This is a genomic window from Mycobacterium sp. NGS56 (genome assembly GCF_059812425.1).
Map to the genome: position 1 here is coordinate 21,781 of NZ_JCALCQ010000007.1, position 11,897 is coordinate 33,677.

The 11,897-nt window shown below is 68.5% G+C and carries 9 protein-coding genes; 2 read left to right on the plus strand and 7 right to left on the minus strand.

Features of this window, described 5'->3' with window-relative positions:
* Window positions 1–19: 19 nt before the first annotated feature.
* From AC5Y4F_RS17385 to AC5Y4F_RS17415, 7 genes are all read right to left on the minus strand, one after another.
* Entirely contained in the window at window positions 20–1,237 is a 1,218-nt protein-coding gene (locus tag AC5Y4F_RS17385; protein WP_499997715.1) for an RNA polymerase sigma factor, read from the minus strand.
* Window positions 1,238–1,240: 3 nt separating this feature from the next.
* Complete coding sequence (locus AC5Y4F_RS17390) at window positions 1,241–1,939, minus strand: YciI family protein (protein WP_499997716.1); 699 nt, start codon at window positions 1,937–1,939, stop codon at window positions 1,241–1,243.
* Window positions 1,940–2,030: 91 nt separating this feature from the next.
* A complete protein-coding gene (gene mmaA4 / locus AC5Y4F_RS17395; RefSeq protein ID WP_067931425.1) occupies window positions 2,031–2,927 on the minus strand; it encodes a hydroxymycolate synthase MmaA4 in 897 nt (298 codons plus the stop codon).
* Between the two features lie 221 nt (window positions 2,928–3,148).
* The gene (locus AC5Y4F_RS17400; protein WP_067931427.1) at window positions 3,149–4,009 is read right to left on the minus strand and encodes a cyclopropane mycolic acid synthase family methyltransferase; all 861 of its coding nucleotides are present in this window, start codon (window positions 4,007–4,009) and stop codon (window positions 3,149–3,151) included.
* A gap of 88 nt (window positions 4,010–4,097) precedes the next feature.
* The gene (locus tag AC5Y4F_RS17405; RefSeq protein WP_067931428.1) at window positions 4,098–5,015 is read right to left on the minus strand and encodes an alpha/beta fold hydrolase; all 918 of its coding nucleotides are present in this window, start codon (window positions 5,013–5,015) and stop codon (window positions 4,098–4,100) included.
* Window positions 5,015–6,358 (minus strand): ABC1 kinase family protein, encoded by a 1,344-nt coding sequence (locus AC5Y4F_RS17410; protein WP_067931430.1) that lies wholly within the window; start codon window positions 6,356–6,358, stop codon window positions 5,015–5,017. Before AC5Y4F_RS17410 ends, AC5Y4F_RS17405 begins: the two co-directional genes overlap by 1 nt.
* 41 nt (window positions 6,359–6,399) lie before the next feature.
* The gene (locus AC5Y4F_RS17415; protein ID WP_067931465.1) at window positions 6,400–6,993 is read right to left on the minus strand and encodes a DinB family protein; all 594 of its coding nucleotides are present in this window, start codon (window positions 6,991–6,993) and stop codon (window positions 6,400–6,402) included.
* A gap of 88 nt (window positions 6,994–7,081) precedes the next feature.
* Here AC5Y4F_RS17415 and AC5Y4F_RS17420 point away from each other — a divergent pair, with 88 nt between their 5' ends.
* Entirely contained in the window at window positions 7,082–11,278 is a 4,197-nt protein-coding gene (locus AC5Y4F_RS17420) for a glycoside hydrolase family 38 N-terminal domain-containing protein (protein ID WP_499997717.1), read from the plus strand.
* Entirely contained in the window at window positions 11,275–11,892 is a 618-nt protein-coding gene (locus AC5Y4F_RS17425; protein WP_499997718.1) for a DUF7158 domain-containing protein, read from the plus strand. The genes AC5Y4F_RS17420 and AC5Y4F_RS17425 overlap by 4 nt, the downstream gene beginning before the upstream one ends.
* Window positions 11,893–11,897 lie beyond the last annotated feature (5 nt).

Here is an 11,897-nt window from a genome sequence, read left to right on the forward strand (position 1 = left end):
CAGTCGTCTCGAGTGGGGGCTAACCCCCGCACTCGGCGATGCGCCGCCGCAGAAACGCGCGGCCGGGGTCAGATCCATTGGACTGCAACGCCACTCGATACCAGGTGAGCGCGGCGGCGGGTCTGCCTGCGCGCCGCAACAGGTCGGCGCGCACGGGCGCGACGAGATTGGCCCGGGTCAGCCGCGGATCGTCTGCCACCTTGTCCAAGGCGGCCAGGCCGGCATCGGGCCCGTCGCGAAATCCGATGGCCAGCGCCCGGTTGGCGGCCACCACTGGGGAGTCGGTCAGCGCGAACAGGCGGTCGTAGGCGGCGCAGATGGTCACCCAGTCCGTCTCCTGGAAGGACGGTGCCGTGGCATGCACCGCGGCGATCACCGCCTGGGGCAGGTAGGCGCCCGTCGAACCCTGGGCCTGCCGCAACCGATCGAGCCCGCGCGAAATGCGCCCACGATCCCATCGGCGCCGGTTCTGGTCCTCGAGCGGCACCAGCATCCCGGTATCGTCCACCCGGGTCGCGCGCCGCGAATCATGCAGCAGCATCAGGGCGGACAGCGCGTGCGCCTCCGGGTCGCCGGGCAGCAGCGCGCACAACTCCGCGCCCAGCCGGATGCCTTCGTCGCACAGATCATCCCGGATGGCCGACGGACCCGCTGTCGACCAGTAGCCCTCGGTGAACACCGAGTAGACGCAAGCGAACACGTGCGGCGTGCGCTCGGGCAGCAACTCGGCGGGCGGCACCCGCAGCGGAATGTTGGCGTGCCGAACCTTGTGCTTGGCGCGGGTGATTCGCTGACCGATGGCCGCTTCGCTCTGTAGCAGCGCGCGGGCGATCTCGCCGACGGTCAAGCCGGACACCAGCCGCAGTGTGAGCGCCAGCTGCGACGATCGGTCCAGCGCCGGGTGCGCACAGGTGAACATCATCCGCAGCTCGTCGTCGCGAACCGGATGCGGGTCGGTGTGATCGGTGCGCGCCCGGATGTCGTCCAGCACAGCCGCCAATTCCTTTCCGGGACGCACGGTTTCGCGGCGCAGCCGATCGCGGGCCCGGTTACGGCCCACGGTCACCAGCCAGCCGCCCGGGTTGGTGGGCACTCCGTCGCGCGGCCAGGTGCGCAGCGCTTCGGCGCAGGCTTCCTGGACGGCGTCCTCGGCGACGGTCAGATCGCCGGACCACCGCGCGAGCGCGGCGACGGCGGGTCCCCATTCCCGGCGGAAGACGCCGTCCAGGTTCACCATGGGCTACAGGCCCGAGACTCCAGCCAGTTGCCGAACCTGCACCGTCGAGGCGGGGATCATCGATGCGATCTTGACGGCCTCGTCGCGGTCGGCTGCGCCCAGTAGGTAGATGCCCGTAGCGATTTCGGCGCCCTCAACATATGGCCCATCGGTGATCAGAACCTCGCCGTCGCGCACCCGCACGGTCGTCGCCGTCGACCGGTCGTGCAGCGCGGCACCACCGATGATGTGATCGCCCGCGGCCGCGTGGAGATCGGCGTGCTTGGCCGCCACCGCCTCCCACTTTTGCGTGCCGGGTGTGTGTGCGGATTCGGCCGGTTCAAGCAGCAGCGCGAGCCAGTCGTTGCCGGTCAGCTTGCGCGACGTCTCGATCGAATGGACGGTAGGCCACACTTCCACCGCCCCGAACGCGGCGAGCGGGATATCGCGCGCCAATGCCAGCGCCTCGTCCAGGTTTTCCGCTTCGAACACGTAATAGCCGCAGGCCACCTCGGCGGCCTCGGCGAAGGGCCCATCGGTGACCACCGGCGCATCCGGGCCGCCGGTGATGACCACAGCTGCGGCAGCTGGAGCCAGGGCATCTCCGGATTTGATCGCCGAGCCGGCTTTGGCGTGGAAGTTCTCCCATTCCGCCATCGCGGCGGCTGCGTCGTCGGGTGTGCGGTCTTGCTCTTGACTGATCAGCAGCGCGAAGTACTGCATGTTCGTCACCTCCGGTTGTGAGCGAAGCCTCGTGCTCCACTCTCTACCTACTCGACGAACGGCGCAGCGCCAATCCGACAGCCGCCAATAATCAGGCGGCTGCGCCCGGCTTGAGGTAGGTCACCAGGCTGACGTCGAGCATCTCCTCGGCGAAGTAGTGCTCGCAGCCGCGCAGATACTTGATGTAGCGGTTGTAGACCTCTTCGGAGGTGACCTCGATGGCCTTGTCCCGGTTCGACTCGAGCGTGTCGCCCCAGATGTGCAGCGTCTTGATGTAGTGCGGGCGCAATGAAAGCGGTTCGGGCACAACAAATCCCGCCTTCTCACCGTGGTCGACCATCATCTGGGTGGACGGCAGCCGGCCGCCCGGGAAGATCTCGGTGACGATGAACTTGATGAACCGCGCGGTCTCGAAGCTCAGCTTCTTGCCGCGGGCCGCCAGGTCGTACGGGTGGTAGCTGACGCTGCTCTGAACGGTCATCCGGCCGTCCTCGGGCATGATGTCGAAGGTCCGCTTGAAGAAGTCGTCGTAGTTCTCGTGGCCGAAGTGCTCGAAGGCCTCGATCGACACGATGCGGTCGACGGGCTCGTTGAAGTCTTCCCAGTTCTGCAGCCGAACCTGGCGAGAGCGTTCGCTGTCGAGGGAACCGAGCAACGCCTGAGCGCGGGCGTGCTGGTTCTTGGACAGCGTCAGGCCGATGACGTTGACGTCGAACCGCTCGACGGCGCGCTTCATGGTGGTGCCCCACCCGCAGCCGATGTCCAGCAGAGTCATGCCCGGCTTGAGGTCCAATTTGTCCAGGTTGAGGTCGATCTTGGCGTACTGGGCCTCTTCCAGGCTCATGTCGTCGCGCTCGAAATAGGCGCAGCTGTAGATCCGGGACGGGTCCTGGAACAGGCCGAAGAAATCGTCGGAGACGTCGTAATGCGCCTGGATGTCCTCCGAACGCGTCCGCGTCTTCGTCGGGCTAGTCGGTTGCTCAGCCATTTTCGTCCTGTTCTCCTCAGAGGAGGTTCACTTCCTGCGATCCGCGCACGCACCGAAAGGGTCGCGCGTGACCTGCAACGATACCCAACAGCGAGACGTGAATCCGAAAGGGTGTAAGTGCGCGTCGCGGTCCCGACCGCCGAGCTGAAGTCTACTTTCCGGGGTGGACTGATTCACGCCGACCCAGTGTGCCGGGGTGTGTCGGCGCAGCCGGCCGGGCTTTACTTGGTGAGCGTGTACTGCGCCACGTTGGAGATGCCTTTGCGGAACAGGTTCGCGCAGCCGGTCAGATAGCGCATGAAGCGGTCGTAGACCTCTTCGGACTGGATGGCGATGGCCCGTTCGCGGTTGGCCGCAAGATTGGCCGCCCACATGTCGAGCGTGCGCGCGTAATGCGGCTGCAGATATTGGGTGTGCTCGAGCGAGAATCCGCTGGCTCGGGAATTGTCGATGATGTCGGGTTCGCCGCACATGTTCCCGCCGGGGAAGATTTCCTTGCCGAGGAAGCGCAGGAATCGCAGATCCGACATGGTGATCGTGATGCCGTGCTCGTGCCAGTAGTTCTGCGGATGCGTGAAAATGCTGTGCATCAACATTCGGCTGCCTTCGGGAAGGGTCTTATAAGCCCAATCCCAGAACGCGGGCCAGCGTTCTTTTTTGAAGGCGTCGAAGGCCTCGAAGCTGACGATTCGATCGACTTGCTCGTCGAATTCCTCCCAGCCCTGCAACCGGGCCTCGGCGCGCCGCGACGTCGGGACCGCCGCGAGCCGTGCTTTGGTGCGGGCGTAGTGATTGCGGCTCAGCGTGATGCCAATGACATTCACGTCGTACTTCTCCACCGCCCGGACCACGGCCCCACCCCAGCCGCAACCGACGTCGAGCACCGTCATTCCCGGCTCGAGTTTCATCTTGTCCAGCGCCAGATCGATCTTGGCGAGCTGCGCCTCTTCCAGGGTCATGTCGTCGTTCTTGAAGTAGGCGCAGGTGTACACCATGTTCGGGTCCAGGAACAGCGCGAAGAAGTCGTCCGAAATGTCGTAGGTTGCCTGCGACTCTTCGTAATACGGCCTCAGCTTGGCCATTTGAGACACCCACCCTTCTGTGCCAACCGTACAACTCTGCGACCCGGACCGAAAATCACGGAGATGCGTTTCTATCAAATGTATTTAGCTAGCGCGCCGCATTGAAGTTTTTCGCCAGCACGCCGATCACCTGATCCCACAACTGCTGTGGAAGATCATGACCCATCCCGTCGAAGGTCACCAATCGGGCCCCATCGATCGCCCGTGCCACCGCGCGCCCCCCGAACGGGCGCATCAGCTTGTCGGCCCGGCCGTGGATAACCACGGTGGGTGCGGTGGTCCGGCGGTTGTAGCGGCGTAGGCTGCCGCTGCCCAGGACGGCATCGAAATGCCGGGCGACGCCCCACGGGTAGTAGCTGCGTTCGTAGCTTTCGATGGCCTCCGTCCGAAGCTGTTCGTCGGGAGCCAGGTATCGCCTGCTGCCGATGATCTTGCTCACGCGGACGGCATTGTCGATGATCACGTCGCGCGGCGAGCTCGGCGCCGGTCCCTTGATGAGCGCCAGCAATTGGCGGGGTCCGGGCGGCGGCAGGAACGCCGAATTGTTGCTGGAGAAGATGACTCCGAGCGTTTTGGTCCGCTCCGGGAATCGCCCGGCGAAAATCTGGGCGATCATGCCGCCCATCGAAGCGCCCACGATGTGCGCCTGTTGGATGCCCAAATGATCGAGCACGGCGGCGGCGTCGTCGGCCATGTCCTCGAGCTTGTACGGCGCTTCGCTCCCCAGACCCAGAAAGGAGCGGACCATCCGCGTCACCAGCGGCTGACCCGAGCTGCGGTGCTGGGTCTTGGTCGACAGGCCGACGTCGCGGTTGTCGTACCGGATGACGCGAAGCCCGCGACCGACCAGCTGCTCGCAGAAGGCGGTCCGCCACAGCAGCAGTTGGGCGCCCAGCCCCATGATCAGCAGCACGGGCGGGTCGTCGAGGTCGCCCATGTCCTCGTAGTACAGCTTCAAGTCGCCGTTGGGATCAAAGACCGTGGCGTTCCCGGTGCGGACCTCCATCAGACTTCGACGTCGGAGGAGTGCTCGCGGCTGACTTCGACCATGAAGTTCGCGAAATAGCCTGTCAGTTGCGGATCCGACATCATCTGCCACCTGGGCGCCAGCAGCTTCATGTACCGCTCGACGTAGAGGAACTGCTTGCCGATCAGAACGAGTTCGCGGGGGAGTTTGACGTCGTAGGCGTCGGCCAGCGCCGACAACTGCCGGCCGATGTCGGCATAGGACATGTCGCCCAGCGTCTGCATGGTCAGCGGGGTCGCGAACTTTTCCAGGTCTTTGGCGGCCTCGGCCTCGGGCTTCATGGTGCCGACGGCGCCCATCAGCACCACGATCTTGCCGGCGGCCGCGTGGTCCTTCTTGACCAGCAGTGCGTACACCAGCTCGCGCAGCAGCCAGCGGGTGCGGGGATCGATGCGACCCATGATGCCGAAATCGAAGAAGACGATGCGGCCCGCCTCGTCGACGTAGAGGTTGCCTGCGTGCAGGTCGCCGTGGAACAGCCCGTGCCGCAGCCCGCCCTCGAACAGCGAGAACAGCAGCGCCTTGACCAGCTCGACACCGTCGAACCCGGCCTTGCGGATCGCCGCGACGTCGTCGATGCGGATGCCCTGCACCCGCTCCATGGTCAGCACCCGGTCGCTGGTGAAGTCCCAGAACACCTGCGGCACCCGGATGTTGCGGCCCAGCGGGGAGGCGTGCAGGTGTGACACCCAGGCCTCCATGGACTGGGCCTCGAGCCGGAAGTTCAACTCCTCGGCCAGGTTGTCGGAGAAGTCGGCGACCACGTCTTGAGCCGAGAGCCGACGGCCCAGCTTGGCCAGCTCGACGGCCTGGGCGAAACGCTTGAGGATCTGCAGGTCGGCGGCGACCCGGCGCCGGATGCCCGGACGCTGGATCTTGACGACCACCTCCTCGCCGGTGTGCAGCGTGGCGTAGTGCACCTGCGCGATGGACGCCGACGCGAACGGCGTCTCGTCCCATTTGGCGAACAACTCCGAGGGGTCACCCCCGAGGTCTTCGACGATGAGCTTGTGCACTTCGTCGGAGTCGGCCGGCGGCACCCGGTCGAGCAGGCCGCGGAACTCGCGGGACAACGACTCGCCGAACGCCCCCGGACTGGATGCGATGATCTGCCCGAACTTGACGTACGTCGGTCCCAGGTCGGCGAAGGTCTGCGGGAGCTGCTTGATCACCTTCTGCTGCCACGAACCCCTGCCCGGCAGCTTGGTGAGGATGCGAGCGCCGGTGCGGGTGACCTGCCAACCGGTCACGGCTACCCGGGCCGCTTCGACCGGCAACGGCACCCGGTCGAGCTTGGCCCCCTTATGTTTGGTAGAGCTCATCAGTGCAGTGTGCCAAACCCGCACGGATGAGTCCCAATCCGCTAACTCGGGCGCCCACCGGTTTTCCCGCTTTTCCAGGGCTGCACCCAGCCCTCGACCGCCCAGCCCTCCCGCGCGGCGATCAGCTCGTACATGGTGGCGCCGTCGATGGTCTCCCGGATGATGTCGGCGTGCCCGGCATGCCGGGCCAGCTCATTGATGACGTGCAGGATCACCCAGCGCACCGACCAGGCCCGCTGATCCTTGGGGAACCACGGGATGTCATGCGGAACCGGCACCGCGGCGTCCAGGTCGGCGGTCTCAACCAGCCGCAGCGACGTCGCGTTTTGCGCCTCGAACGCGCCCAGCAGCCCGACCAGTGTCTCGTCGGGCCGCATCACATGCTGATCGGCGAACTCCGCGGCGATCTCCTCGAACGGGCGGGGATCTTTCGGCGGCGCGCCCGGCGCGGCGGACACGCGCGCCATCCAGCTGCGTTGCATTCCGGTGGCGTGCTTGACCAGCCCGCCGATCGACAGAGCGCTGACCGAGGGCGCGGACCGGGCCTGGTCGTCGGTGAGGCCATGGCTCACCGCGAAATACGCGCTCTGGTGATACGCCAGGAATTCGCGCAGGGCGCCGCGTTCGTCGGACACCGGCGGGGCGAGGGCGGGCACCCTCGGATGTTAGCTCGATCCTCAGTGTCGCCCCGCCGTAAGGTGCGGGGATGCAGGTGGTTTCGGCATGCGGCTGACCAACGCCGAGTCGACCGAGCTCTTCGTCGGCGCACCGGACGCGCCGCTGCAGCTGGTCCGCGTCACCGTTTCCGGGTGTGCGAAGCCCACGCCGGTCCGCGTCGAGGGCCGCGGCCTGCTCGGGCGGGCGACCGCCGAGCCGGGGCGTGAGGTGGTCGAGGTCGCGGTAAGGGTGCGCAAGGCCGTTACCGGTCAGCGCCGGGCCGCGCGGGCGCACGCGGGTGGTCAGCGGCTGGCGTTCGAGTTCACCGTGGCCGAACCGGGCTGGACCATGTTCATGGTCAGTCACTTCCACTACGACCCGGTGTGGTGGAACACCCAGGGCGCCTATACCAGCGAATGGACCGAGGACCCGCCGGGGCGAGCACGCCAGCAGAACGGCTTCGAGCTGGTGCATGCGCATCTGGAGATGGCGCGGTGTGACCCCGAGTACAAGTTCGTCCTGGCCGAGGTCGACTACCTCAAGCCGTACTGGGACACCCGGCCCGAAGACCGGGCCGATCTCCGCCGGTTCATCGAGCAGGGCCGCGTCGAGGTGATGGGCGGCACCTACAACGAACCCAACACCAACCTCACCAGCCCCGAGACGACGATTCGAAATCTGGTGCACGGCATGGGCTTTCAGCGCCACGTCGTGGGAGCGAATCCGGCCACCGCGTGGCAGCTGGACGTGTTCGGCCACGATCCGCAGTTCCCCGGGATGGCCGCCGACGCGGGGCTGACGTCGAGTTCGTGGGCCAGGGGACCGCACCATCAGTGGGGTCCCGCCCACGGTGGCCCCGATTGCGGCCCCGAACCTCGCGGCGTCGAACGGATGCAGTTCTGCAGCGAGTTCGAGTGGATCTCGCCATCGGGCCGCGGCCTGCTCACCCACTACATGCCCGCGCACTACTCGGCGGGCTGGTGGATGGATTCCGCCGCGACGCTCGGCGAGGCCGAGAACGCGACCTACGAACTCTTCGATCAGCTCAAGAAGGTCGCGCTCACGCACAACGTGCTGCTGCCCGTCGGCACCGACTACACCCCGCCGAACAAATGGGTGACCGAGATCCACCGCGACTGGGCCGCCCGCTACACCTGGCCGCGGTTCGTGTGCGCGCTGCCGTGCGAATTCTTCGCGGCGGTGCGTGCCGAACTTGCGCACGGGCGCTGCGCGCCTCGAGAACCATCGCCCCAGACCCGGGACATGAACCCGATCTACACCGGCAAGGACGTGTCCTACATCGACACCAAGCAGGCCAACCGGGCCGCCGAGAACGCCGTGCTGCAGGCCGAGCGCTTCGCGGTGTTCGCGGGGCTGCTGACCGGGTCCCCGTACCCGCAGGCCGCCCTGGCCAAGGCCTGGGTGCAGCTGGTTTACGGCGCACACCATGACGCCATCACCGGCTCTGAATCCGACCAGGTGTACCTCGATCTGCTGACCGGATGGCGCGACGCCTGGGAGCTCGGCCGCGCGACCCGCGACAACTCGCTGGCGTTGCTGTCCGGCGCGATCGAGGGCGACGTGATCGTGTGGAACCCGCTGACTTGCCGGCGCACCGACATCGTCACCGTGCGCCTCGACCCGCCGCTGGGCGCCCGGGTCCGGGTACTCGACTCCGACGGTGTCGAGCTGGCGGCGCACGTCGAGCACGACGGACGCACGGTCAGCTGGCTGGCGCGCGAGGTCCCGTCGCTGGGTTGGCGGGCATACCGGTTGGTGCACGCGACCGAACGGGGTGATCCGGCCGGCTGGGAACCGGTAGCGGGATCGGCGATCGCCAACGAGCACTACCGCGTCGAGGTCGACCCAGCGCGCGGCGGGGGAGTCGCCTCGCTGATCCAGGATGGCCGCGAGCTGATCGCCGGGTCCGCGGTGGGCAACGAGCTGGCCGTCTACGAGGAATATCCGGCGCACCCGAACCAGGGTGAGGGCCCCTGGCACCTGCTGCCCAAGGGCCCGGTGGTGTGCTCGTCCGAGGGCCCCGCGCGGGTGCAGGCCTTCCACGGGCCGCTCGGTCAGCGGGTCGTGGTGCACGGCCGGATCGGCACGCTGCTGCGCTACACCCAAACCCTGACCCTGTGGCACGGCGTCGCACGGGTGGACTGCCGCACCACGATCGACGAGTTCAGCGGCGCCGATCAGTTGGTCCGGCTGCGCTGGCCGTGCCCGGTGCCGGGTGCCATGCCGGTCAGCGAGGTGGGCAACGCCGTCGTCGGCCGCGGTTTCGCGCTGCTGCACGATGGCGCCCGCTCGGTGGACGCCGCCGAGCACCTGTGGGCCCTGGACAATCCGGCGTACGGGTGGTTCGGCCTGTCCGCGGCGGCCCGGCTCCGGGTGTCGGGCACCGGCGTGCGGGCGATGTCGGTCGCCGAGGTGGTGTCGCCGACGGAGGCGGCATCCGGGCCGCTGGCCCGCGGGCTGATGGTCGCGCTGGTTCGCGCCGGTGTCACGGCCACCTGCAGCGCCGCGGATAAGCCGCGCTACGGCAACCTCGAGGTCGATTCCAATCTGCCTGACGTGCGCATCGGGCTGGGTGGCCCCGCCCGCAACGCCTTCGTCGCCGCCGTACTGGCCGGCGCTCCGGCGCACGCCGAAGAACTTCAGCGCCAGTTGTCGACGACCGGGCGGGCCCGCGTGTGGGTGCCGGCCGAGACGCCGTTGAATGCGGTGTGGGTGCCCGACGCCGACCTGCGTGCGCCGCGGGCGCTGCCGGTGCTGGTCATCGACGGCCGCGACGAGGACGACCTGCGGGCCGCGATCGCGGGCGTCGCCGACGACCTCGGCGACGCCGAGATCACCGTGACGCAGCAAGCGCCCTCGGAAACCGGCGTATTCGAAGACCGCACCGTCGCCCTACTCAACCGCGGGGTGCCCAGCTTCGCCGTCGACACCGAGGGCACCCTGCACACCGCGCTGATGCGGTCCTGCACCGGCTGGCCGTCGGGCATCTGGATCGACGACCCCCGCCGCGCCGCGCCGGACGGCTCCGGTTTCCAACTGCAGCACTGGACCCACACATTCGACTACGCGTTTGTCAGCGGGCGGGGTGACTGGCGGCAAGCCGAGATCCCCGCCCGCAGCGCGCAGTTCGCCCAGCCACTGCTCGCCGTCACACCGGGCCGGACTGGGGGAGCGCTGCCGGCGGCGGGGTCGCTGCTGCGCGTCGAACCCGCCGAGTCCGTAGCGCTGGCCGCGCTCAAGGCTGCCGGCAACCCACTGGCCGCGGGCAGCGCGGCGCCGCTGGACCCGCACGCGGTGGCCCTGCGCCTGGTGGAGACCACGGGCGGGGGCACCGACGCGGTCATCGACTCCGACGTCGCGACGGTGAGCGATCTGAGGCGCGCCGATCTGCTGGAGCAGCACCCCGAGCCCGTGTCCTCGATCGAGCTGCACGGCTACCAGGTGGCGACCGTGCTGGCCCGCGTCGACGCGACCCAAGCCGCCCCCGGCGCCCCCGGCCTGGCTCCAGACGCCGAGGCCGCGCAGCCGCTCTACGCGCGGTATTGGCTACACAATCGCGGCCCAGCGCCGCTCGGCGGGCTGCCGGCGGTCGCCCACCTGCATCCGAACCAGGTGACCGCGGAGACCGGCAGCGAGGTGACGTTGCGCCTCACCGCGGCCAGCGACAGCACCGATGCCACGCTGCACGGCACAGTCAGCCTCCGGTGTCCGGACGGCTGGACGGCCACCCCCGCCGGGCTGCCCTTCACCCTGCCCAGCGGCGGCTACCTGCACGCCGACGTCGCGGTGTCGGTCCCGGCGCGCGCCGAACCCGGCCTCTACCCGGTCCACGCCGAGCTGCGAATCACCGGCGACGAGGTTCCCGCCGCCTGGCGCCAGCCCGTCGAGGACGTCTGCGTGGTGACCGTGGGTGGGGCGGCCGGTGAGCCGGTCTACCTCGCCGACGGTCCCACCGAGGTCACGCTGGAACCCGGCGAAGCGGGCGCCCTGGCCGTTACGGTCGGCAGCCGCGCCGAGGCCGACCTGACTCTGGAGGCGCACCTGATCAGCCCCTGGGGCACCTGGGAATGGATGGGCCCCGGCGCGCTCGGCGCGGTACTACCCGCCCGCGCCACAGTCGACCTAGGCTTCCAGCTGACACCGCCGGCGTGGCTGGAGCCCGGCCAGTGGTGGGCGCTGGTGCGGATCGGCTGCGCCGGCCGATTGATCTATTCGCCGGCGGTGAAGGTGACGGTGACATGAGCGTTCACCAGATAGCGACCGTTGCCGGCGTGCCCGTTTCGCCGGGCGTCCTCGACGCCGCCGAAGCACGGCTGCGCGCCGGACGCGGCGCGGGCGGCCTGCCGGTCAGCGGCACCAGCGAGGGCCGTCAACTGCGGCGCTGGCTGACCCAACTGATCGTCACGCAGCGGCTGGTGGCCGCCGAGGCGGCCGCGCGCGGGCTGAGCGGACGCGGCGCGCCGTCCGAGGCCGAGTTGCTGCCCGACGTGACCGCCCGGCTGGAGATCGGCAGCGTCGCCGCGGCCGCGCTGGCCGATCCGCGCGCCCGTGCGCTGTTCGCCGATGTCACCGCCGCGGTGCGGGTTGCCGGCACCGAGGTCGCCGCCTATCACGCCCGCAACCCACTACGCTTCGCCGCACCGCAACAGGGCGAACACGGCTGGCGCACAACGGCGTCAGCGGCACCCCCGCTGGACGACGTGCGATCGGCGATCGAAGAGCATCTGCGCGGTGCCGCACGGCGGCGCACCTTCCGGCTCTGGCTGGACGAGCGCCGCGCCACGCTGGTGGAGCTGGCCCCCGGCTACGAGCATCCCGGCGACCCTCGCCAACCCGACAACACTCACCGGCACTGACCGCA